Genomic DNA, 23,700 nt, shown 5'->3' on the forward strand with positions numbered 1-23,700 from the left:
GCCAAAAAAGGCCTCTCCAAGAAAATGAGAGAAAACATATGGGGTTATCTATTTATTAGCCCCTGGATAATCGGGTTCCTTGGATTAACGCTCGGGCCTTTGCTTTTTTCGCTAGCAGCGAGCTTTACAGATTATAACATTACCTCAACAATGAATTTTATTGGGCTTGATAATTATAAACAGATGTTTACTGTAGATACACTTTTTTGGACTTCCTTATGGAACACTTTGTATTATGTGATTTTTTCTGTTCCTCTTACAACAGCAGGAGCAATCATTCTAGCTGTTCTTTTAAATCAGAAGGTGTATGGGATGAAAATATTCCGTACGATCTACTATTTGCCTGCGGTTTTATCTGGTGTTGCTGTTTACTTTCTATGGATGCAGCTTTTAAGTCCGTCGGCTGGTCTGGTAAATACGTTTTTGGGCTGGTTTGGAATTGAAGGTCCAGCATGGCTTTTTGATCCTAAATGGACAAAGCCTGCCTTACTGTTAATGAAAATGTGGAGTGTTGGCGGAGGTATGCTTTTGTATCTTGCCAGCCTTCAGGGTGTTTCACAGCAAATGTATGAAGCAGCAGAGATTGAAGGGGCAACTGCCTTTCAAAAGTTCCGTTATATTACTCTTCCAATGATCTCTCCCGTTATCTTTTTTGATTTAATAACCAGTACGATTGGGGCATTTCAAATTTTCCAGGAAGCTTATGTAATGACTGAAAACGGGAGCGGTGGCCCGTCAAATTCCCTGCTTTTTTATAACCTTCATATGTGGAACAATGCTTTTAAAAACTTCAACATGGGATATGCCTCTGCAATGGCATGGCTCCTGTTTATTATTGTTATGGCCCTTACCGTCATTAATATGAAAGTCGGTAAAAAATGGGTTCATTATGAGGGAGGAGACAAAAAATGAGCCAGTATGTCTCACCGAAATTCTATCAAACGAGAAGTTTCAAAAAAAAATCTAAAAGCCTGTTGATTACACTTTTATTGGCGGCAGGCAGTATTATTATTCTTTCGCCATTATGGTGGATGATTTCAACATCTTTAAAGACGCCGGCTGAAATAGCACAATTTCCACCATCTTTTATGCCGGATAAATTCCAATTCTCAAATTATCTAAAAGCGTGGCAAACCGCTCCATTTACAAGATGGACCTTAAATACATTATTTATTGCCACTTGCGGTACTTTGGGAAGCGTGTTTATTAATTCAATTGTAGCTTATGCTTTTGCTAAAATTAATTTTAAAGGGCGCAACGTATTGTTTACGATTGTATTATCGACCATGCTTATACCTGGATTTGTAACCATGGTTCCACAATATATATTATTTTCAAAGCTTGGATGGATTAATACCTATCTTCCATTAATTGTTCCTGCATTTTTTGGAAGTGCATTCTTTATATTTTTACTTAGACAGTTTATGATGTCTATTCCAAATGAATTGATGGAAGCGGCCGTACTTGATGGGGCGAACCATTTGAAGATTTGGTGGCATATTATGCTGCCTTTAACTAAGCCAGCTTTAATTACAGTAGCAATTTTTTCTTTTACGGGTGCTTGGAACGATGTACTCGGACCGCTTTTATATATTAATGATGAAAAGCTTTATACCCTGCAAATTGGTCTTCAGACCTTCAAAGGAACTGTTCAGACTCAATGGCATTATCTAATGGCCATGTCAGTTATGGTTCTAATTCCTATTGTTTTAATGTTCTTCTTTTTTCAGCGTTATTTTATCGAAGGTTCCAATATATCATCAGGAACAAAGGGCTAAGTTTAAGCTAAAAATGGCTGCCAATTGGCAGCCTGATTTTTATTTTAGGCCAGTTACATTTTTGATTTAGGACAATTTTAATGGGAGTGAAGTTTGAGACACTTCTAAAGTACTCCATTATCCTATCGCAAAATTAAGTGAAATTTAATTCAAGGATGATTTTCTTATGCTATAGCATTTCCTTCGTGCGGCATTTCAATCACACCTCGGGAACGACGCCTAAATCAGAAATCAATAAACAATTTTACAGAGTCGTATTTTAAACGCTATTTACAAACTGGTTATTTGGTTGGTATTTCCTCTATTTCCTTGGTAAGTTTTTGGGGTTGGGTTAACCATATCATCCATGTTACGGTTATTGAGGTGGAAAAATAAAGGATAAGGGAGGAAGACAAATGAAAAAGATAGCCATCTTTACGGCCGCTATTTCTTTTTTATTCCCGTTTGCCAATCTGTTTCCTGAATCCCGCGCAACTGCAAAAACTTTAGATACAGTTAAAGTTCATAAAGCAAAGTCAGGAGAAACCGTTAAAGAAATCGCTGTAAAATACGGAGTCCCTGCTCAGGAAATAAAAGAAAGTAATGATGACGGGAATACAAAATTGGTTAAAGGGGAAAAAGTGATTGTGCCGGAATCCGTTAGCCCCCAGGAGAAAGAACTTTTGGCAAGACTTGTTCAGGCTGAAGCTAAAGGAGAACCTTTCCAAGGTAAGGTGGCGGTAGCCGCAGTGGTACTTAACCGGGTTAAAAGTGAGAAGTTTCCCGACACGATAAAGCAGGTAATATATCAAAAGCAGCAATTCCAGCCAGTTGATAATGGAATGATTAACAAACCTGCCGGGCCGGATGCAAAAAAAGCAGTAAATGAAGCAATCGCAAAAGATGGGGAAGTAACAAAAGCCCTGTTCTTCTTTAACCCTCATAAAATTAAAAAAAGCTGGCTTTATTCAAGACCAGCCATTAAAGATATTGGTAATCACAGGTTTACCATGTAAAGCCCTCTTGATTTTTACTCAAGAGGGTTTTGTGCATTTATTAAAGGCGAAGAAGAATCTCTCCATTCCCTGAATTTTTCCAGGTCCCCTGAAATTTTTTTCAGTGTGAATCCTATAACTGCGGCATCATCAAAGATCCCAAAACCAACAAGGAAATCGGGTATAAAGTCTATAGGAGAGACAAAGTAAATTACAGCACCAATAACAGTCATAAGTGTACTCTTCGAAATATCCCTATAATCGCCCTTTGTCCATGCTTTAATTAAGTCAAAAAAAAGCTGGAGCTTGTCCCATGTTTCCCCAAGAGTCCCTTTCTTATCATTTGCTTTCTTTACTGCACTTTTTAAAAGGCCCTGTGTCTTTTTAGGATTATTAATATAGTCTTTAGCTTTTAATTCATATTTTTGCTGTTCTTTTTCAATTCGATCCTTTTTAAAACCAAACAATATTTCCACAACCCTTCTTGTTAAAAACTTATTACTTATTTAAGTAATTTTCCACTAAATAGTGGATTTAAACTTTTGAAAAGTATTCTCCTTTTTCCGGGGAGGTTTTTTAGTAATTGCTTTTCTTCTCTTTTAAAAGAAGGTATCTTTAATAATAGGTGTACTGTTAGGAGGAATAAAGGTATATGGAGAAAAAATGGTGGAAAGAAAGTGTTGTGTACCAGATTTATCCACGAAGTTTTATGGACAGCAATGGTGATGGAATTGGTGACCTTCAGGGGATAATCTCTCGTCTTGATTATCTAAAGGAATTGGGTATAAATGTAATATGGCTATCACCGGTTTATAAGTCACCGAATGATGATAATGGATATGATATTAGTGATTACCGTGATATTATGGATGACTTTGGAACAATGGCTGATTGGGAGGAACTTCTTGCCCAGGTGCATAATCGCGGCATGAAGTTAATTATGGATTTGGTTGTAAATCACAGTTCTGACGAGCATGCCTGGTTTATTGAGTCCCGTAAATCAAAAGATAACCCATATAGAGATTATTATATTTGGCGTCCTGGCAAAGAAGGCAGAGAGCCAAACAACTGGGGTTCTTTTTTCAGCGGGTCAGCATGGAAATATGATGAAGCAACAGATGAATATTTCTTACATATCTTTTCAAAAAAACAGCCTGACTTAAATTGGGAGAACCCCAAACTGCGGAATGAAGTTTATGACATGATGAAATGGTGGCTGGATAAGGGAATAGACGGTTTCCGAATGGATGTTATTAATTTTATCTCCAAAGAGGAAGGCCTGCCAGATGGAGAGGCTGGACCAGGACACCGCTATGGCGACGGCAGCCCCCATTTTATGAATGGTCCGCGAATTCATGATTTCCTTCAGGAAATGAATAAGGAAGTACTCTCCAAGTATGACGTCATGTCAGTGGGCGAAATGCCGGGTTCAGACCCTGAAATTGCCCGTCTTTATACAGACTCCAGCCGTAATGAAGTCAATATGCTATTCCAGTTTGAACATGTTGATCTTGATAGCGGACCGGGAGGAAAGTGGAACCTTAAACCACTTAATTTACTTGATCTAAAAAGAAATTTAACCAAATGGCAAAACGCCCTTGAAGAGGTTGGCTGGAACAGTCTATATTTTTGCAATCATGACCAGCCTCGTGTCGTTTCCCGATTCGGTAATGACAAGGAATATCGGCTGGAATCGGCAAAAATGCTAGCAACCATCATCCATATGATGAGGGGAACCCCATATGTTTATCAGGGGGAAGAGCTGGGAATGACAAATGTTCCTTTTTCTTCAATTGAGGACTATCGCGATATCGAAACACTTAATTTTTATAAAGAAAAAGTGGCAGAGAATGTCCCGGTTGAAAGCATCATGAGAAGTATCTATGTAAAGGGCCGTGATAATGCACGAACACCTATGCAATGGGATGATTCAAAGAATGCGGGTTTTACTATTGGAACACCATGGATTAAAGTAAATCCAAATTATAAAGAAATCAATGTAAAAAAAGCAGTGGAGGACAAAAACTCAGTTTTCCATTACTATAAGCAACTGATTCAATTAAGAAAAGACCATGAAATAGTTGTTTATGGAAAGTATAATCTGATCGAAGAAAATGATCCGGAAATTTTTGCTTATACAAGAGAACATAATGGCAAGACATTGCTGGTGATCTGTAATTTCTATGGAAATGAACCATCCTTTGAAATTCCGGGAGAACTTAAAAAACAAAGCTATAAACACCTGCTTGGAAACTATAGCTGGGAGGAAACAGACTCTGTATTAACTTTGAGACCATATGAGTCGCAAATTCTTTTATTTGAAAAGTAAAATCAAAGAACCTTCTATCCTCTGATGAGGGAAGGTTCTTTTTTATATGGATTCATAATTTAATTGATAAGTTTCTGAAATTGATCGATAAAGAGTCCAAAATAATTGATTAATTTTCTAAAATGATCGATTTAACCCCAAACCTGATTGATAATCACCCCCGAACTATCTGGAAAAAATCCAAGAGTTTAAATTTATTTAAGCTGCATGTCAGCCTGGCTGATAAATTTAAAACCTCTGTTTTTTTAACTCAGGAATGGCGAGTTTCAATCCTTCAAAGGTTTCTCCCTCCGGGTGATTCATATGCATAAGCACGATGGAACCTGGTACTGCTTTACGCAAGGCATCTCTGACCTGATCCTTCTTAAAGGTAGCTCCGGCGTCACCCAGAACATTATAATTAACCGGCTGCTCTCCAATTTCCATTGCAACTCTTATTCCAGTTTCATCATAGTATGCAGTGCCTGAACGGAAAAAGTAGGATGTTTTTCCAGTAAGTCTTTTTATTTTACGATCATTGTTAAGCACTTCATCGGTGATTTCATTCACATTTTGAGTTCCCTTGATTTCCCACGCTTCTCGGCCATTCATTGAAAGAGGGCGATGCTGAGTGCAGTGGTTTTCAATCTCGAATAAAGGAATCTTACTTAAAGCGATGAAGGTATTATAATTTGAATCAATCCAGCGGCTGTTGATACACTTTTTCATATAAAAATTCACTTCTATATTTATTTTTTCTTACAGAGTGGTAAGACAATGTCTAATAAAAATTTACTGAATACGAAAAAACAGCATATGCTCGTCGCATGGCACTTTATTAAAGATTAGCTTTATTATTCCCAAGGTTTTTTTGTGGTTAAATAATCCGCAAGCTCTTTACTCATTTTGCGGTGTGTCTTGCGCTGCTCTGCTCTATCTTTACCTGTTTCATGAAGTTTCTTTTCCTCTTCGGTTTCAGGGATTACAGGTGGAACCCTTGTTGGCTTTCCGTTATCATCAAGTGCTACAAATGTAAAGAATGCAGTTGCCGCAATTCTTCTATTCCCACCCAGTAGACTTTCCGCAATAATTTTAACAAAGACCTCCATTGAGGACGTTCCAGTGTATGTAACAAATGATTCAAAACACACTGAGGATTCAGGGGTAATAGGGCTTAGAAAGTCTACCGAGTCAGTGGAAGCTGTAACGCATTCACTGCGGGAATGCCTTGTTGCCGATATTGATGCAAGCATATCCATATCACTCATCAGTTTTCCGCCAAAAAGGGTATTGTGGTTATTTACGTCGTTGGGAAATATTCTGCTGGTTCTTATAACTCTAGACTCATTGCATGTTTTTGCTTCCATATGAAATTACCTCCAAAGCAAGTACTAAACCTTAATTTATTTTATTTTTGCTTCTTCATGTAGCAATTTACTATATCCTATATCCTAAATACAAAAAAAAAAACCAGATGCTTTCTGCACCTGGCTGCTTACGGGGATGTTTTCAGAGCCTAGCGAGTTTTCAGCTTTGTAAGGTGCAATAAGTGTCCATCCCAATCCTCCCTGCGATAAGTCAATCAACATTGAAATAGTGCTCTTTCGGAGTTGCTGCTGGTAAGCTCGTCACAAAGCTGCTTGATGCCTCTTCAAAGTAGTACTTATTCAGAAGGCTATTTTAGGCTGATGCTTCGCAAGCTCTTCGTTTTTGTCTAGCTGAAACGCCCCAGTACCTGGCTGTTTCGCATTTCATTTTCCTTTATTTCACTCGAATTAGAGGCTCGCAGGAAGCGAATCAGAAAGGCGCTGCCAAAGAAAATGGCAGCGCCTTTCATCAAATATAGGTCACTAAACAGGATTTCGCTTTTCGCTTATGCCATTACCATTTCATCGAAATTAATGGCTGCTCCTCTGACGATTTCTTCCACTTCAGAGCCCTCAAGTGTTTCTTTCTTCAATAATGCTTCAACCAATTTGAGGTATTGGCTTTGGTTTGATTGAATCAGCATTTCTGATTTTTCAAGTGCTTCCTGGAACAATTCCTGCATTTTTGCTTCACGGTCGCCTTTGTTGAAGGTGAGGGTAAAGCTATCCTGCAGCATTCCTGTATCAACCATTTGTTCAATCAGGTTTTTAGCCTGTTTTACGTCGCCGCTGACTCCAATACTATGTTCACCAAGGAACATTCGCTCGGCAACCCCTCCTGCTAGTATCATGGATACTCGGTCAAGCAGTTCGCTGGATGTAGACAAGTGCAGTTCTTTCGGAATTGGTGCAACATAACCCAATGCTTCACCACGTGGAATAATGGTAGCTTTCCGGACTGAGCCAGGCTTGGTCAATTCGGAAACAATAGCATGACCTGCTTCATGAATCGCTACACGGTTTTTCGTTTCATGATCCTGAAGGGCTCTTGAAGAGCTTCCAAGGATCGTCCGATCAAGCGCGTGGTCAAGGTCGCTTTTCTGTATAACTTCAAGACCATTTCGAACAGCTCTTCTGCTTGCTGTTTCAAAAAGCGATTGAAGATCGGCACCGGAAAATCCAGATGTACTTTCAGCTAAATTGTCAAGTGATGCTTCAACGTCACTGGCAAGAGCCTTGCCTTTTGTATGGATCGTAATAATTTCACGTCTTCCTTTTGTATCTGGAAGAGGAATTTGAAAAGAAAAGTCAATACGTCCGGGACGAAGGAAAGCTTCGTCTAGCATATCTTTGCGATTTGTGGCCGCAATGAAAAGAATTCCATCGTTTGGATGACCGCCGTCTAACTGAACCAAAAGCTCAGTCAGGGTTTTTTCGGACTCTTCTCCGCCATGCTGTTTACGTCTGCCTGCAAGAGCATCTACTTCATCAATAAAGATAACAGCTGGGGTCTGCTTGCGTGCATTTTGGAATAACGAGCGAACACGGCTAGCACCGACACCTACAAAAAGTTCATTAAAAGCAGATCCGCTTGCTGAAAAGAAATTTGCATTCATTTCCTTTGCAATTGCCTGGGCAAGTAAAGTTTTCCCTGTACCAGGAGGTCCATATAAGAGAATTCCTTTAGGAGGTTTTATTCCCAACTTAGCCGATTTTTCTGGCTGTTGTAAAATAGAAAGAGTCTGCATGATTTCCTCTTTTACTTCGTCTCCCAATCCGCCTACATCATATAAAGAGATAGATGGAAGAGGCCTAGCTTTTGACAGACTGTTTTTCATTGGGTTTGAAATCCCCATGCCGCCGCCTTTTTTATTTTGGAGTGCAAGAGCAGCGGCTGCCAATGAAACAAGGATACCGCCCATAACCCATTTCCCAAATTTGCTGCTGTTGTTAAACGAATAATCAACATTGTATTTTTCTACTAATTTATCAACCATTTGACTGTTAGGAGGGACATTAGAGACATACTTGCCATCTTTGGTTTGAAGATGCAATGAACCATCTGAGTTTTCTGTCAAGGTAACCGTTTCTCCTTTTTGATTCTGGATTGTTTTCGCCATGGATGAGAAGGGGACAGAGATTTCTTTATTTGATTGTTGGAATATCCAGACAGCTGCACCAATTAACAATATAAATACGCCTATGAGCGGAATAAACTTCGACACTAATTTTGAACTTTGATTCAATGAATTCAGCTCCTTCAAAAGTCTATCTCCATTATATGAAATTCTTAAATACAATAAATAGGTATTATGTAATTTTAAACGAGGGAATCGCTGGAAAAGCAAGAAAGATTGCAGGTTAGTGAGGAAAACCATCTGCGAAAAAATCGTAATAAAAATAGCAGCCTAAAGGCTGCCAATACTATTTTACTTTACTGATATATTCATATAGGAAGGATTGGCCATTTCGATAAAATCGGGGATCATAAATACCAAGCCGGCGGTGGGTATTAACAATCACTACAAACGGGCTCCATTGATATAAGGTTTTCGCCTCAGGTTTTTTTGAGAACAAATTATCTAAAGAAGTATTTTCCGCCGAATAAAGTTTATATAATTCTTTCCTTTTTTCAAAAAGGCCGTCCTTGTATATAGTTACATTCGTGTGATCTTTGGTTATAACCGTAAAAGAAGTGGGAACAAAGTCTGCCGAAAGCGCGATTTGTTCATGCTGTTTTTCATAACTGCTAAAAAGAAAATGCCCCTGAAGGCTTTGAGTAAAAACATGAAAGGCAATTAGCACCCAACCAGCCCTGTAGTAGAAAGGTGCACGGGTTTGATTCCTTCGAGTGAATAGGAAAGCCGCCAATATGATAACCCAAAAAACCAAGTCAACAATTGGTACGGTCCCGAAGGATATCCTTTGGTGCGAAAAAGGCTCCAGATAACCAGTTCCCCAGGCGTTGCATAAATCACTCGTTATATGTATGAGAACAGCGAGCCAGCCGAACAAAAATAGTTTAATATCCTTGGTTTTAAAGAGCCAGATGGCTAAAATATAGAAGAGAAAGGCCCAGATAGGCGTAAAGAAAAGGGAGTGGGTCAAACCACGGTGCCACATTTGATATTGGCCATGCAGATCCCATAATTGAGAGACTACATCAATATCGGGTATATGGCTGGCACCGACTGACGTTATCAGCCAGGCAAATTTTTGTTTCCGTTCCATATTCCGTTTTTCTACTGTACCATATAAGGCGAGACCGAATAAAGTATGAGTAATTGAATCCATTCATAGCACCCCTATTTCTATTATAATCTTTTCTTACTTGGAAAAAAATAGTTGCTGTTTCCATGTAAAAAATAGTCTGTCTGCTTATTGGAGGATTGCAAAGTTTTGCTTGTAAAGATAAGATTGAAGTTATGGACAAAAATTATTTATTGTCAAAAGAAAGGAATTGCAAATGAGTAAGAATTTTATAGAAGAAGTAACGTCACGCAGGACGTTTGCGATTATTTCTCACCCGGATGCGGGTAAAACAACACTTACTGAAAAGCTGCTGCTGTTTGGCGGAGCTATTCGTGATGCCGGTACTGTTAAGGCTAAGAAAACTGGTAAATTTGCCACAAGTGACTGGATGGAGATCGAAAAACAGAGAGGAATCTCGGTTACATCCAGTGTAATGCAGTTTGACTATGACGGATACCGCGTCAACATATTGGATACGCCTGGACACCAGGATTTTAGTGAAGACACCTATCGAACACTTATGGCAGTGGACAGTGCTGTTATGATTATTGACTCTGCCAAGGGTATAGAGGAGCAGACGCTTAAGCTTTTTAAGGTTTGCCGTATGCGAGGAATACCTATTTTTACATTTATAAATAAGCTAGACCGCCAGGGGAAAACACCGCTTGAGCTTTTGGCTGAACTAGAAGAGGTTCTTGGCATTGAATCATATCCAATGAATTGGCCCATCGGAATGGGGAAAGAGTTTCTCGGTATTTATGATCGCTACTATAATCGTATCGAGCAATTCAGGGTAGATGAGTCAAAAAGATATATTTCTCTAAATGAAGATGGAGAAATCGAAGGTGACCATTCATTAAAGGTTACAGGCCTTTATGACCAGACTTTAGAAGAGATTATGCTCCTAAATGAAGCTGGAAACGATTTTTCTGCGGAGCGAATTAAGGATGGGAAGCTAATCCCTGTCTTTTTTGGCAGTGCGCTAACAAACTTTGGGGTTCAGACCTTCCTTGAAACTTATCTGCAATTTGCGCCACCACCAGCGCCACGCGAATCATCGACTGGAAAAATTGACCCGATGTCTGACAGATTTTCAGGCTTTGTTTTCAAAATTCAGGCCAATATGAATCCTGCCCACCGAGACCGGATTGCTTTTGTAAGAATTTGTTCTGGAAAATTTGAAAGAGGAATGTCCGTTAATATTCCGCGATTGGGTAAACAGTTAAAACTGGCACAATCCACATCTTTTATGGCCGAAGAACGGAACACAGTGGATGAAGCAGTCAGTGGAGACATTATCGGTCTTTATGATCCAGGCACATACCAGATTGGTGACACCATTACGTCAGGAAAAGATGATTTCCAATTTGAACGCCTCCCGCAGTTTACTCCTGAATTATTTGTCAGGGTATCAGCTAAAAACGTTATGAAGCAGAAATCATTCCATAAGGGAATTCAGCAGCTTGTTCAGGAAGGTGCCATTCAGCTGTTTAAAACAGTAAAGACGGATGATTATTTCCTAGGAGCGGTTGGCCAGCTTCAATTCGAAGTATTTGAACATAGAATGAAAGCAGAATACAATGCGGAAGTTCTAATGGAACGCCAGGGCTCTAAAATAGCCCGCTGGGTTGAAGGAGAAACGGTTGACGAAAATCTTTCAAGCTCACGTAGCCTGCTTGTTAAAGATCGTTTTGACAACTATGTTTTCCTATTTGAAAATGAATTTGCCCTAAGATGGTTCAATGAAAAAAATCCTAAGGTAAAACTATATAATCCTATGGATATGCACGAGTAGAAAAGCATTTAAAAACCGGCAAGCCCTAATGGCTTAGCCGGTTTTTCTAACATTCTGGCACATTTAAAGTATCCTTCGCTTAAGTTATTTGCTAAAATTATGCAAAATGTAGGTATTTAGGAGGGTTTTCAAGTGAGTTGCATCCAATGTGGAGTGCCATTTAGTCTTAAAGATAAAGGTTATTTATATATAAAGTCTGCCCAGGATCTTTACAGGTATGACTTTTGGGACGCTGGAAAGGGATGGTGGTCCTTTGCTTATGTAAACCATAGAGAATTAATAAAAAAAATTGAATTAATAGAAAAAATTGAAGGAATAGGGGGCATTTTGCTGGAATCACCTTCATCCTTAAGCACCAGCCGAAAGCTTCCTTTGTTAACTATAACTCTGGAGAATTTACTGATACGACTTAAGAATCAAGATATTATATCAATTATTGAATCCGGGGATCTTATCAGCTTTCAGCAGCCAATTATTGATTTAGAAAAGGACGATGAAATCTTTGGATTTGAATCTCTCCTGCGCACACATGGGCACGAGCAGATATCTCCGGGGACTCTTTTCTCATTAGCTGCAAAGGCAGGAATGCTTTCCCTGCTGGACCAGCGGGCAAGAGAAGCTGCGATAATAGCGAAAAAACGATTCCTTAAACCAGGAGTAAAAAGTTTTATTAACTTTTTGCCATCAACCATTTATAATCCTGATTTTTGTCTTAGGCATACTTTCAGCCTTGTTGAAAAATATGAGATTGATCCAGCCGATCTTGTTTTTGAAGTGGTTGAATCGGAGGAAATAAAGGATATAACTCATCTGAAAAAGGTTTTAAATACATATAAAAAAGAAGGAATGAAGGTAGCACTCGATGATGTCGGTGCTGGTTTTTCCACCCTGGATGTTCTGAAAGAGCTTCGACCGGATTTTCTGAAAATAGACCGTCAATATATAAATTACTGTGATCAGGACGATAGGAAGATGCAGTTTCTAAAAGTAGTAACTCAATTGGCAAATGAATTGGGTATTACAGTTTTGGCAGAAGGAATTGAAAGATTGGAAGAGCTTGAATATTGTAAGAGCATAGGGGTCAAGCTAGCGCAGGGCTATTTAATCGGAAAGCCTGTTTTTGAACCAACTTACAATAAACCATTTAAGGTTGCAAATTATTAATTTATAAATCAATTTAGTAAATCTCGGCTTATGACCATGTCGCGATTTTGCGCTGCTTTTTATTGGATCGAAGGCGAGAGATCCCAGCGGGAAAGGTGTGTAAAAGGGATACCTCACAGATACAGAGCAATGATGTATCCCCTTTTTGCTCTTGTGCCACAGAGTATAGTATTCGATGAAGCCTACCTTTAGCTCGTTGCAGAGGTGCAAGTAGCTGTTCACAGCTTTTCGGGATCTATACAGGGCAGTAGCTAGACCGACAGCGGAAACCGAGCGCAGAGAGCGCAAATCAACCTAAAAGTTTAGCAGAATCTAGTTAAAATAAATTAACCCAAAATACCATGAGAACCTTTTTTGAAAAAAGAGGCTGAATTTTCTGTCAAAAATTTGACGAATTCTTCCCGCTCTGCCTAAAATATGAATAACTATTCATTTTTCAGGAGGGCTAATATGGATAACGGGTATTTTTTCACAGGGTTTCCGGGATTTATTTGTAATCAGCTAATTCGCCAAGTGTTGAAACAAAATAACTATCAAGGTTCGGTTTATGTTCTAGTTCTTCCTGCCATGCTACAAAAAGCAGAACAGGAAAAGAAATTAATTACCTCAGAAATGGGAATGCAGGAAGAAAGGTTCCAAATTATTGAAGGTGATATAACAAAAGAAAATCTGGGAATTTCAGAGGCTAAGAGAGAAGAAATAGCGGGCAGGATTTCAAACGTCTTCCATCTTGCCGCCATATATGATCTCGCTGTTCCACGTGATATTGCCTATAAAGTAAATGTGATCGGAACCAAAAATGTGAATGAGTGGATTAGAAGTCTTGCAAATTTAAAAAGGTTTACTTATTTCAGTACCGCTTATGTGGCGGGCAATAGAGAAGGCGATTTATATGAAACAGAACTGGTGCTTCCTCAGGCTTTTAAAAACCATTATGAGGAAACAAAATATAAAGCCGAATTGCTCGTCGAGGAAATGAAGCAAGAAGTTCCGGTTACTATTATACGTCCCGGCATTGTAAAAGGGCATTCTAAAACTGGAGAAACAATTAAATTCGATGGGCCTTATTTTATTATGAACTTTTTGGACCGGCTTCGATTTTTGCCTTTAATCCCAAGCATAGGACGGGGAGACGCTGTAGTAAACCTGGTACCGGTTGATTATATTATTGAAGCAACTGCCTATTTGTCATTTTTGGAAAAGGGAGCTGGCAAAACCTATCATTTAACAGATCCTTCCCCTTATACAGTTACTGAACTCTATGCAATGATGATGCATGAATTAATGAAAAAACACCCTAAAGGAAGTCTGCCTCTTTCTATGGCAAAACTCGGTCTCTCTCTTAAACCTGTGAGAAAATTCCTCGGTGTGGAGAAGGAAGCATTGGATTATTTCACCTGGATGGGAAAATTCGATTGTTCACATGCACAGGAGGATCTAAAAGGTTCCGGTATTAAATGCCCTGATTTCAGGGAGGGTATTGGACCGATGGTTTCTTTTTACTCAGAAAATAAGACCAATCCAGCTTATCAAATAAAAATTATTTAAAGATAGGTGAATGAGTATGCATTCAGTTCAGGAGAAGCTTCAAGTATATGCACCGGCAACGGGAAAGTATCTTGGCGAAATTGAAGAGACACCTGCAGAATTTGTAGGGGAGTTTTACCAAAGAGGAAGAAACGCTTTTGAAGCATGGGGCCAGCTTTCAGTTGGAGAACGCCTGCAATATTTGAGAAAACTAAAGGAGTATATAGCAGACCATATGGAGGATATTGCAAGGATTATTTCCGATGACACCGGAAAAGTCATGACTGAAGCACTTGTTGCCGATATTATGCCTACATTGGATGCAATCAGCCATATATGCTCACACGGAGAAAAAATATTAAGAAGGCAAAAGGGGAGCACCCCGCTTCTTTTAATTGGTAAAAAGTCATTTATTGAATACATGCCAAGGGGAGTAGTTTTGGTCATATCCCCTTGGAATTATCCTCTTCAGCTTGCAGTAGTTCCTATGGTTAGTGCGTTGGCTGCAGGTAATTCTGTCATTTTAAAACCTTCAGAAGTTACACCACTGGTAGGGAAATGTATAGAGGAACTTTTTGATAAGGTTGGTTTTCCAAAAGGAACCGTTCAGGTGGCACATGGGGGGAAAGAGGTAGGGGCAGCTTTTACTTCCGGGAAACCAGATTATATATTTTTTACCGGCTCCGTCCGTACAGGAAAAATAATTCAGGAGGCTGCCGCAAAAGAGTTAATCCCTACAACTCTTGAATTAGGTGGAAAAGATCCGATGATTGTTTTTGCAGATGCTAATTTAAAACGGGCAGCAAAGGGTGCAGTTTGGGCAGCATTTACAAACAGCGGTCAGGTATGTATGAGTGCAGAAAGATTGTATATCGAACGTTCTGTTTATATGGAGTTTATGGAACTTCTAAGAACAGAGGTAGCTGGACTTAAAATGGGGATAGATGAAAATAGTGATATTGGTTCGATGACTTTCCCAGGTCAAATACAGATTGTCAGGGAACAGCTTGAAGAAGCCCTCTCCCGTGGAGCATTAATCGAAACTGGAAAGCTGCCTGAAGAATGGGAAGATGGCATGTTTTTGCCGCCAACGGTAGTAACTAATGTTTCACAGGATATGAAGATTATTCAGGAAGAGGCATTTGGGCCTATTCTGCCAGTCATTCCTTTTGATACGGAGGAAGAAGCAATTACCTTAGCAAATGGAACGGAATACGGTCTTAATGCAAGTATCTGGTCCATGGACCTGACAAAAGCGAGAAGAGTTGCATCAAGACTAGTTTCGGGAGCTGTCGTTATAAACGATGCCATTATCACAGTTGCTAATCATGGCCTCCCCTTTGGTGGCGCTAAACAAAGCGGAATCGGCAGATACCATGGAGATGCAGGATTAAGAATTTTTTGCCATGAAAAAGCTATTATCGAGGATAGCGGAAAAAAGGCAAATGAGATTCAATGGTATCCATATGAGGGAAAATACCCATTATTCTTAAAGCTTTTTAAAAGCTACTTTCAAAGAAAACGGAATTGGACCGAGTTTGGCCGATATTATTTAAAACTGTTAAAAAAATAGTCAGGGTATAAACTTTTCGGAAGTGCCAGGGAATGCTTCTTTTTATGAGTTTAATACGAAGATATTTTTAAATCTAACTTGTGATAGTTTTCCTATAAAAAAGCTTTAAATTAGCCCGGAATGGACAACATAGGAATCAGAACAAAAAAACAGGAAAAAGCAGGTTGGATCATGAAGAAACTTAGTAAATTAGAAGCCGTGTTATGGAATATCGCTCTGCCGGGATTTAGCCAGCTTTTAGCCGGTAAATATCTCAAAGGAGTTCTATTTATAACATTGGAGTTTATTATAAATGTTAACAGTCATTTTAATTTATGCATTCTTTATAGTTTTCAAGGACAAATGGACCGGGCATTTGAGGCTGCCAATCTTCAGTGGCTGATGTTTTACCCTTGTGTATATATGTTTGCGATGTGGGATGCATACCGTTATGCAATGCCACCTGACGAAAAGCTTTCCTTTCTGCCATTTGTTTTTAGTGCTTATTTTGTAACAGTTGGAACCATGTTTGGGGGAAAGGCGACTATTTTTGGGATTCAGCCTGGAATAGTCTTTTTCCCTATGCTTTCTTTAATACCTGGCCTTTTAATCGGCTTTATTCTTCGTTCACTTTTACTTAAACGCGGAGTGAATAACTTTTAAAAGAATGAAGATTCGTACTGTACCTCTCCATTGTGGGGGTATTTTTTTTTGTAATTTATTTATTTTTTAAACCCCCAGAAACGGGTTTATCTCTTCCGTAATCATTTAGTGAAAAAGCGGCCGCGAAAAATAAATCATGAGGTGAATGAAATTGAAAAAGTTTACAAGCAGTAACGAATTACATAAGATCGCAAAGGGAGCTTTGGCAGTAGTTCTTGCCGGATCCTTTACACTCTCAGCAGGACATGCTTTTGCAGATGAAAATACAACAACTTCTGCGAATACAACTGTATCTACTAATACCGACACTGTTTCAGCTGACACTGCTGTTACAACTGAAAAAACAGAAACTCCATCTTTAGTACCTGGTGATTTTTTCTACTTCCTTAAAACTGCTCTTGAGCAAATTAAATTAGCTCTGACTTTTGATGATGCTAAAGAAGCGAAATTACTAGCTAATTTAGCCTCAGAGCGTTTAGCTGAAGCACAAGCTCTTTTTGCAAAGGGTGATGAAGAAGCGGCAGTTAAAACTTTAAAAGAAGCTATCGAAGAAATGAATAGCGCTAATAAAGTTATCGATAGCCAAAAAGAAGACGAAAATAAAGACGAAGATCAAGTGAAAGATGAAGAAAAAACGGAAGATGAAGTAAAAACAGACGAAGTAAAAGACGATGAAAAAACTGAAGATGAAGTAAAAACCGACGAAGTAAAAGACGATGAAAAAGCTGATGACCAAGTAAAAGACGATGAAAAAGCTGATGACCAAGTAAAAGACGAAGAAAAAACTGAAGACCAAGCAAAAGATGAGCAAAAAACTGAGGACGAAGTTAAAACTGATGATACAGCTGCTATTGAAGATGTAAAAACAGTTTTATCTCAAAACATCATTGCTTTAACTTCTGCATTGGAAAAAGTTCAAAACCCAACAGCAAAAGCGGCTTTACAAAGAAATATTGAAAGAGCTTATGCTCATCTGGCAAAGAAAGCAGATAAGCTAGAAAAACATCTTGCTAAGAAAAATCAAGAAGACGAAGTAAAGCCTGAAGCACCAGCAACAGAAGAAACTGCTGAAAAAGATGCAGATACTACTGAAACTACTACAGCTACTACACCTACTACACCTGTAAAAACTGACACTACTGCTGCAACACAAACTGAATCTCCGGCACCTGCAACAACATCAACAGCAACAACAGCTACAACAGCTCCTAAAGCTGAAGTAAAGAAAACTCCTGTTGTTAAACAACAAGTAAAACAAGCTCAACAGCAGGTTAAACAGGTACGCCAGGCAGCAAAACAAGAAGTTAAACAAGTACGCCAGGCAGCAAAACAACAAGTTAAGCAGGCTCATCAAGCTGCAAAACAACAAGTTAAACAAGTAAAGCCTGTTGTTAAACAAGAATTGCATCATCCACACGAGGAAGATCAGCAAAAAGGTTCAGAACACAGCCATAAGTAAGAAGTTTTCTAACATGAACAATAAACAGGAAAAGATAGCCTTTTTAGGGGCTATCTTTTCTAAAAGCTTTTACCCCCATAAGTTAATAGAATCATCCGTATGGTATAATGGGTGATTAGTGAGGTGAGGCAATGCTGTGCTTATTGTTCATGACCAAAAAGAGAAAAACAACATTAGAAGAATCTGTAGCATTAATACAGCAGGGAGAAAATTCCCTAAGGAATGAAATAATAGATTCTTATAAACCTTTTATAGCTAAAACAGTTTCGGCTGTTTGTAAAAGGTATATACACGAAACAGACGATGAATTTAGCATCGGCCTTATCGCATTTAATGAAGCGATTGATAAGTATTCTCCAGAGAAAGGCAGTTCCCTGCTGAGTTTTGGAGAAGTGCTAATCAAAAGGCGTGTAATTGATTATATCCGTAAGCAGTCGAGAAACAAAACAATAAGTTTTGAATTTAACAACGACCTGCAGGACGATGATTCGCAAAGCGTTTCGTTTGAAAATGAGCTTTCAATTGATGAATATAATAGAAAAACAGAGCAGGAGCATCGCAGGGATGAAATTATGCATTTCCAAAAGCTTTTAACCCAGTATGAATTAAGCTTTAATGATTTGCTTGAAAATTCCCCAAAGCATGCTGATGCCAGGAAAAATGCAATATTGGCTGCAAAACTTCTGATTGAAAAGGAAGAATTAAGAGAAATATTGCTTACAAAAAAGAGGCTCCCCATCAAGCAGCTTGAAGAGTTGGTCGATGTAAGCAGAAAGACATTAGAGAGAAATAGAAAATATATTATTGCAATGGCACTTATTTTTACAAGTGATTATGTTTATTTAAAGGATTATATTAAGGGGGTGCTGGAAACATGAAAAAAGGAATCATTATGGAAATAGATGATGTTTTTCTAACATTATTAACCCCTGATGGTGAGTTTTTGCGTGCCCGTAAACAACCAAAACCGTATGTTCTTGGAGAAGAGGTACATTTTTATCCTCTTGAAATGAACGTAGGACAAAAAAAGTCAATTCCATTGGTAAGATTTTTAAAGGGGAAAGTCTTACTTTCTGCAGCTGCTGCTATTTTTCTTCTTGCAGCTTCATACGTACCATTCTACAAGGGCAATCAGGCATATGCTTATATGTCCATTGACGTTAATCCAAGCATTGAACTTGCTTTAAATAAAAAGATGCAGGTCCTGGAAGTAACACCTTTTAATAAGGATGGTAAAAAGATCGTAAAGAATCTGAATGACTGGAAAAAAAGAGATGTAGCTGCTGTTGCAGAACAAATTTTAAACGAAATAAAAAAACAAGGCTACATAAAATCTAAGTCACTCGTAGTTATCTCAACTGTTCGGGCGGAAAAAAGCGAAAAGAATGCTGAAATACAGCTGACAGAGAATCTTCAGGAAATAAAAGAAACAGTTAAAAAAGACGATCTGGAAATTGCTGTTGTCAAAGGAAACAAAAAGGATCTGCAAGCTGCTCATAAGCAAGGGATGACTGCAGGCAAGTACAAGGAAAAAAGTATTCCTATAAAAGCAGAAATGAAAAAGGATACTAAACCTTCTATAGAGGATAACAGCAAACAGGAGGCAGTTACCGAACAGACACAAATAACGCCACCTGCTGTTCCGCCTGGACAATTAAAGAAGGAACAGAATACACAGCCACAAACTTCGAATGCGGTTATGCCAAGTGTACCTACTAATGCTAAACCGGTTGCACCAGGACAGCTTAAGAAGAATAATGGCCAGCAAATTAGGCAGAATCATGAAGTAAATCATGCGCCTGAAAAAAAAAGGACTTTTATCCAAAAACCAAAAAGTAACCCGCATACCGCCCCTGGCCAAGTGAAGAAAAACGGCAGTTCTACAGGTGGGGAACATCATCAGTCAGGTAATGCGTTTAAAAATAAAGAAACCCATGGCGGCCAAGAAGGCCAAAAACACGGGAAATAACAAAGTCCGGCTTAGGCCGGACTTTTTCCATTTATATTTAATTTTATTCTCTTCCTGATAATTGAGCTTGAGCTTGTTGTACCAGTCTCTTTGTGATTTCTCCGCCTACTGAACCGTTAGCGCGTGAAACGGTATCAGATCCCAGCTGAACACCAAATTCCTGAGCAATTTCATACTTTACTTGGTCAAGATATTGCTCAATCCCAGGGACTAGTAGCTTGTTACTGCTTCTTGCCATTAGAATCATCTCCTTTTTTGCTTCACAGAGAAAATATCTCTGTATAAATATTTTGGCCTTTTATCTTAACTTCATAAGTGGTAATACTTTTCGTTTATGGCAAATCCCGTATGCTTAAAATTAACTTAATCCTTCCCGTGGCTGACATCCTTGGTCGGGTGCATAAATGGGTAAGCCTGAGGTTTCCTTTTGTGTTCAAGAAGTTCTCTATTTTCTGCTGAATTCCAGCCGATATCATTCGTTGGATGGACCCATTCGTCTCCTGACATTATAGCTGGATCTGTTGTACTTGACCAATTTTCCAATGGGGATTCCGACGAAGAATAAAGACTGTCCCCGATTTTCACTCCGAACTTGTTTATAAATGGAGGCTTCATACTAATTCCAGTCCCTTTAAAGCTCGGGGCGTTTATTTGATGGGGAAGGGTTTCATTTAAACTGACCTGATCCTTATCATTTTTCTTACTCATCCAAATCGCTCCTTTTCTTTTTATTTTTTGCTTAATATTTTCTTTTATGATTAGAAGGAATTAGTAAATCAGGAATCTGTTTTGGGAATGGTAACTTTCAACCTGTGCAAAATATACTTAGATTTAAATTTTTATGCCTAGGAGGGGTAAAGATGGCGAAACGGAAAGCTGAAAGAAATGCTGTTGAAAAATACACAAAAACACCTCATAAAAATGTACAAGAATCTGAGTTCTCAGCTGAATTTACACATGGCGAAGAAGCAATAAAGGGTGCAAATCGGAATTCCAAGCTTGGAAAAAAGGGGCGCTCGTAATGAAGGATTCGAATAAGGAAAAAGCTCAAAACACTAATGTTGAATTTAGTGTTGAGTTTGGGGATGTAAATGGAATTAAATTATATGAATTACCATATATGAATCAGAAAAATAAAAACAAAAATCAAAAAGGAAAATAAAAATAAGCCGGCTGCTTAGCCGGCTTATTTTACATAGCAAAAGTAAATGAAGAGCTCTTTTCATTGGCAGGTTCAAAAAATACTACCAGGCAGGATCTTGTTTTTGAAATTTTTCCTGTTTTTAAATATTTATTAAGGTCAAACTCTAATGATTCTAGCATGGTGTGCTTGTATAGCTCTTTTTCTCCCAGACCTAACTGTACAAAATTCTGGCCCGCCATTTCTGGTGTTTCTATTAACAATTTATAAATCCCGGCTCTTTCATCTTTATTAAAGCTTGGCTCCCACCAAGGTTTTCTTGGTTTATATTTCTGGCTTGAAAAATAGTCATACTTCATTAATCCAACTGCAATATCCAAGTCCGGAATATTCCTGTATTCAAGAAATTCTAAAAGTCTTCGGTATAAATCTTCTAGCTGATGTCCAATTCTGGACCACCCTTGTCTGTCCCAATATGAACCGAAATCCTGAAAGAAATCAAACGGAGTATCAAATACTTTTGTTACAAGGTATTCAACAGTATAATCCATTCGGTGGTCATTCCAGTATTTCTCCAACACATCCTCAACCTGTTTGATCTTTATGATATCATCAAAGGAAAGAACATTATTCCCAAGAATTTCGTATGGAGCATTGTCCATAAATGTGTATTTATGTTCATCGGAACGAATCCTAAGCCCCGTGCCTCTTAGCATTTTAAGAAACCCAAGCTGCAGTTCTTCAGGCCCTAGTTCAAAGACATCATTAAAGGTTTTTCTGAAGGAATGGTAATCCTCTTCTGGAAGTCCCGCTATCAAGTCAAGATGCTGATCAATTTTTCCGCCTTCTTTAACAAGGGTTACAGTCCGGGTTAATTTAGTGAAGTTTTGCTTTCTCATAACTAGTTCATTTGTATAATCATTTGTTGACTGAACCCCAATCTCAAATCTGAAAAGGCCTGGAGGTGCTTCGGCATTTAAAAATTCAATTACCTCAGGTCTCATGATGTCGGCAGTAATTTCAAACTGAAAAACGGTCCCAGGAAGGTGTTCATCAATTAAAAAACGGAACATCTCCATGGCATAACTTCTACTAATGTTAAAGGTCCTATCCACGAATTTCAGAGTCTTTGCACCATTAGCCATTAAGAAACGAATATCGTCCTTAATTTTTTCCCTGTCAAAATATCTTACTCCTACTTCTATGGAGGAGAGACAGAACTGGCAGCTAAATGGGCAGCCCCTGCTTGTTTCAATATAGGTTACCCGCTTGCCTAAATGGGACAGGTCCTCATCAAAACGATAGGGAGAGGGCAGTTCTTTCAAATCCAGCTTATTCATTTGGGGAGTAAGACGAATCTTACCTTCATTTCGGAAAGCGATTCCTGGAACTTTATTAAACTGGTTCTGGCCGTCCAATTCGTTAAGAAGCTGTTTAAAGGTTTCTTCTCCTTCACCCATTACGATAAAATCTGCACTTGGTACTCGTTCCATCCATTCCAAAGTATCATAAGAAACTTCTGGTCCGCCGAGGACTATTTTTATGGAAGGATTAATCTTTTTAACAATATTAATTACTTTAATTGTCTCTTCTATATTCCAAATATAACAGCTGAATCCTATTATATCGGGCTTTTGCTGAATAAGATCGGAAACAATATTCATAACAGGGTCTTTGATGGTATATTCTTTTAGATTTATTATGAATTCGGGTTCCGCATATGCTTTCAAATAGCGGATCGCTAAATTAGTATGGATATACTTTGCATTCAAAGTGGAACAAATAATATTCATTTCTATAACTCCTTTTTAGGGTTAAAACCAATATTCTATTATATCGTTCTTTTTATAAAAAAGATATAGAGATCTTTGTTAACAAAAAAGAAGATCATTGGAATATTTTCAGAATTAAAAGATGTTTTTCTTTTCTGTCTATTTGATATTCAGGTATGATTATTAAGAGTGAAGATTCATTGAGCCACAAAAGAAAATAAATGAAGATTTATGGGGTGAGGATGATGAAAGTAGCTTTATTTGCTACATGCCTGGTTGATCTTTTTCAGACCAATGTGGGGAAAGCAACCGTTGAACTGCTCGAGCATCTCGGCTGTGAAGTGGAATTTCCAGAATCCCAGGTTTGCTGCGGGCAGCCCGCATATAACAGCGGATACTTAAAAGAATCAAAGGAAGCAATGAAAAGGATGATAGCGACCTTTTTGGATGCCGAGTATATCGTTTCTCCTTCCGGGTCTTGCATCGCCATGTTTCGGGAGTATCCTCATATTTTTAAAGGTGACCCTGAATGGGAACCAAAGGCTATTAAGGTAGCTGAAAAATCCTTTGAATTAACTGAGTTTATCGTTGATGTTCTTAATGTGGAGGATGTTGGTGCTGCTTTTGATGCGTCTGTTACCTATCATACCTCCTGCCATATGACCAGATTGCTGGGGGTTAGGAAAGCACCAATGATTCTACTTAAAAACGTAAAAGGCCTGCGTTTCACAGAGCTTTCTGGAAAGGAACAATGCTGTGGATTTGGAGGAACTTTTTCCGTGAAAATGGCTCAAATTTCTGAGCAGATGGTAGATGAAAAGGTTTACCATATTGAAGAAACAGAAGCAGAGTATTTAATCGGGGCAGATGCTGGATGTCTAATGAATATAGGCGGCCGGATACAGAGAAAAGGAAAGCCAATAAAAGTTCTGCACATTGCTGAAATTCTAAACAGCCGTTAAAGAATGGGAATGGAGGG

The 23,700-nt window shown here is 38.6% G+C and carries 23 protein-coding genes; 15 read left to right on the forward strand and 8 right to left on the reverse strand.

Features of this window, described 5'->3' with window-relative positions; genetic code table 11:
• Window positions 1-24 precede the first annotated feature (24 nt).
• From AC3WR0_RS16650 to AC3WR0_RS16660, 3 genes are all read left to right on the forward strand, one after another.
• Complete coding sequence (locus AC3WR0_RS16650; RefSeq protein WP_492553400.1) at window positions 25-912, forward strand: carbohydrate ABC transporter permease; 888 nt, start codon at window positions 25-27, stop codon at window positions 910-912.
• The gene (locus tag AC3WR0_RS16655; RefSeq protein ID WP_492553356.1) at window positions 909-1,778 is read left to right on the forward strand and encodes a carbohydrate ABC transporter permease; all 870 of its coding nucleotides are present in this window, start codon (window positions 909-911) and stop codon (window positions 1,776-1,778) included. Before AC3WR0_RS16650 ends, AC3WR0_RS16655 begins: the two co-directional genes overlap by 4 nt.
• A gap of 395 nt (window positions 1,779-2,173) precedes the next feature.
• Window positions 2,174-2,773 carry a cell wall hydrolase gene (locus tag AC3WR0_RS16660; protein WP_492553357.1) on the forward strand — a complete coding sequence of 200 codons (600 nt, stop codon included), beginning with the start codon at window positions 2,174-2,176 and terminating at the stop codon, window positions 2,771-2,773.
• Between the two features lie 14 nt (window positions 2,774-2,787).
• Here AC3WR0_RS16660 and AC3WR0_RS16665 read toward each other — a convergent pair whose 3' ends face one another.
• Window positions 2,788-3,219 (reverse strand): YkvA family protein, encoded by a 432-nt coding sequence (locus tag AC3WR0_RS16665; protein ID WP_492553358.1) that lies wholly within the window; start codon window positions 3,217-3,219, stop codon window positions 2,788-2,790.
• A gap of 185 nt (window positions 3,220-3,404) precedes the next feature.
• Here AC3WR0_RS16665 and AC3WR0_RS16670 point away from each other — a divergent pair, with 185 nt between their 5' ends.
• Window positions 3,405-5,081 carry a glycoside hydrolase family 13 protein gene (locus tag AC3WR0_RS16670; protein ID WP_492553359.1) on the forward strand — a complete coding sequence of 559 codons (1,677 nt, stop codon included), beginning with the start codon at window positions 3,405-3,407 and terminating at the stop codon, window positions 5,079-5,081.
• A 228-nt stretch (window positions 5,082-5,309) separates the two neighbouring features.
• Here AC3WR0_RS16670 and AC3WR0_RS16675 read toward each other — a convergent pair whose 3' ends face one another.
• The 4 genes from AC3WR0_RS16675 to AC3WR0_RS16690 all read right to left on the reverse strand — a co-directional run bounded on the left by AC3WR0_RS16675 (window position 5,310) and on the right by AC3WR0_RS16690 (window position 9,721).
• Window positions 5,310-5,789: a polysaccharide deacetylase family protein gene (locus AC3WR0_RS16675; RefSeq protein WP_492553360.1), complete on the reverse strand. Its 480-nt coding sequence runs from the start codon at window positions 5,787-5,789 to the stop codon at window positions 5,310-5,312.
• A gap of 125 nt (window positions 5,790-5,914) precedes the next feature.
• Window positions 5,915-6,427, reverse strand: a complete 513-nt coding sequence (locus AC3WR0_RS16680) for an acyl-CoA thioesterase (protein ID WP_492553361.1) — start codon at window positions 6,425-6,427, stop codon at window positions 5,915-5,917.
• 506 nt (window positions 6,428-6,933) lie between these two features.
• Complete coding sequence (locus AC3WR0_RS16685) at window positions 6,934-8,673, reverse strand: AAA family ATPase (protein ID WP_492553362.1); 1,740 nt, start codon at window positions 8,671-8,673, stop codon at window positions 6,934-6,936.
• Between the two features lie 178 nt (window positions 8,674-8,851).
• Complete coding sequence (locus AC3WR0_RS16690) at window positions 8,852-9,721, reverse strand: metal-dependent hydrolase (protein WP_492553363.1); 870 nt, start codon at window positions 9,719-9,721, stop codon at window positions 8,852-8,854.
• Window positions 9,722-9,893: 172 nt separating this feature from the next.
• On the opposite strand from AC3WR0_RS16690, the gene AC3WR0_RS16695 reads away from it, so the two are divergent.
• The 8 genes from AC3WR0_RS16695 to AC3WR0_RS16730 all read left to right on the forward strand — a co-directional run bounded on the left by AC3WR0_RS16695 (window position 9,894) and on the right by AC3WR0_RS16730 (window position 19,808).
• Complete coding sequence (locus AC3WR0_RS16695) at window positions 9,894-11,474, forward strand: peptide chain release factor 3 (RefSeq protein WP_492553364.1); 1,581 nt, start codon at window positions 9,894-9,896, stop codon at window positions 11,472-11,474.
• A 132-nt stretch (window positions 11,475-11,606) separates the two neighbouring features.
• Window positions 11,607-12,638, forward strand: coding sequence for an EAL domain-containing protein (locus AC3WR0_RS16700; RefSeq protein WP_492553365.1), 1,032 nt, complete (start codon window positions 11,607-11,609; stop codon window positions 12,636-12,638).
• A 450-nt stretch (window positions 12,639-13,088) separates the two neighbouring features.
• Window positions 13,089-14,186 carry an SDR family oxidoreductase gene (locus AC3WR0_RS16705; protein ID WP_492553366.1) on the forward strand — a complete coding sequence of 366 codons (1,098 nt, stop codon included), beginning with the start codon at window positions 13,089-13,091 and terminating at the stop codon, window positions 14,184-14,186.
• Between the two features lie 16 nt (window positions 14,187-14,202).
• Window positions 14,203-15,738 carry an aldehyde dehydrogenase family protein gene (locus AC3WR0_RS16710; RefSeq protein ID WP_492553367.1) on the forward strand — a complete coding sequence of 512 codons (1,536 nt, stop codon included), beginning with the start codon at window positions 14,203-14,205 and terminating at the stop codon, window positions 15,736-15,738.
• 171 nt (window positions 15,739-15,909) lie between these two features.
• Window positions 15,910-16,380, forward strand: a complete 471-nt coding sequence (locus AC3WR0_RS16715; protein ID WP_492553368.1) for a hypothetical protein — start codon at window positions 15,910-15,912, stop codon at window positions 16,378-16,380.
• A gap of 151 nt (window positions 16,381-16,531) precedes the next feature.
• Window positions 16,532-17,839: a DUF5667 domain-containing protein gene (locus tag AC3WR0_RS16720; protein WP_492553369.1), complete on the forward strand. Its 1,308-nt coding sequence runs from the start codon at window positions 16,532-16,534 to the stop codon at window positions 17,837-17,839.
• A gap of 131 nt (window positions 17,840-17,970) precedes the next feature.
• Window positions 17,971-18,717: an RNA polymerase sigma factor SigI gene (gene sigI, locus AC3WR0_RS16725; protein WP_492553370.1), complete on the forward strand. Its 747-nt coding sequence runs from the start codon at window positions 17,971-17,973 to the stop codon at window positions 18,715-18,717.
• Window positions 18,714-19,808, forward strand: a complete 1,095-nt coding sequence (locus tag AC3WR0_RS16730) for an anti-sigma factor domain-containing protein (RefSeq protein ID WP_492553371.1) — start codon at window positions 18,714-18,716, stop codon at window positions 19,806-19,808. Before sigI ends, AC3WR0_RS16730 begins: the two co-directional genes overlap by 4 nt.
• 43 nt (window positions 19,809-19,851) lie before the next feature.
• Here the strand turns inward: AC3WR0_RS16730 and AC3WR0_RS16735 are convergent, their stop codons facing one another.
• Both AC3WR0_RS16735 and AC3WR0_RS16740 read right to left on the reverse strand, forming a co-directional pair.
• Window positions 19,852-20,046, reverse strand: a complete 195-nt coding sequence (locus tag AC3WR0_RS16735; protein ID WP_027323152.1) for an alpha/beta-type small acid-soluble spore protein — start codon at window positions 20,044-20,046, stop codon at window positions 19,852-19,854.
• A 125-nt stretch (window positions 20,047-20,171) separates the two neighbouring features.
• On the reverse strand, window positions 20,172-20,516 hold the full coding sequence (locus AC3WR0_RS16740; RefSeq protein WP_492553372.1) for a DUF3905 domain-containing protein: 345 nt from the start codon (window positions 20,514-20,516) through the stop codon (window positions 20,172-20,174).
• Between the two features lie 152 nt (window positions 20,517-20,668).
• Between AC3WR0_RS16740 and ykzP the strand changes: the two genes are divergently transcribed.
• Window positions 20,669-20,830 (forward strand): protein YkzP, encoded by a 162-nt coding sequence (ykzP, locus tag AC3WR0_RS16745; RefSeq protein WP_196814362.1) that lies wholly within the window; start codon window positions 20,669-20,671, stop codon window positions 20,828-20,830.
• Window positions 20,830-20,970 (forward strand): hypothetical protein, encoded by a 141-nt coding sequence (locus tag AC3WR0_RS16750; protein ID WP_196814363.1) that lies wholly within the window; start codon window positions 20,830-20,832, stop codon window positions 20,968-20,970. The genes ykzP and AC3WR0_RS16750 overlap by 1 nt, the downstream gene beginning before the upstream one ends.
• Before the next feature lie 29 nt (window positions 20,971-20,999).
• Here the strand turns inward: AC3WR0_RS16750 and AC3WR0_RS16755 are convergent, their stop codons facing one another.
• Window positions 21,000-22,742, reverse strand: coding sequence for a B12-binding domain-containing radical SAM protein (locus AC3WR0_RS16755; RefSeq protein ID WP_492553373.1), 1,743 nt, complete (start codon window positions 22,740-22,742; stop codon window positions 21,000-21,002).
• 224 nt (window positions 22,743-22,966) lie between these two features.
• Between AC3WR0_RS16755 and AC3WR0_RS16760 the strand changes: the two genes are divergently transcribed.
• Window positions 22,967-23,683: a (Fe-S)-binding protein gene (locus AC3WR0_RS16760; protein ID WP_027323155.1), complete on the forward strand. Its 717-nt coding sequence runs from the start codon at window positions 22,967-22,969 to the stop codon at window positions 23,681-23,683.
• Window positions 23,684-23,700: the final 17 nt, after the last annotated feature.

It is taken from the genome of Neobacillus sp. FW104-15D2 (assembly GCF_058790155.1).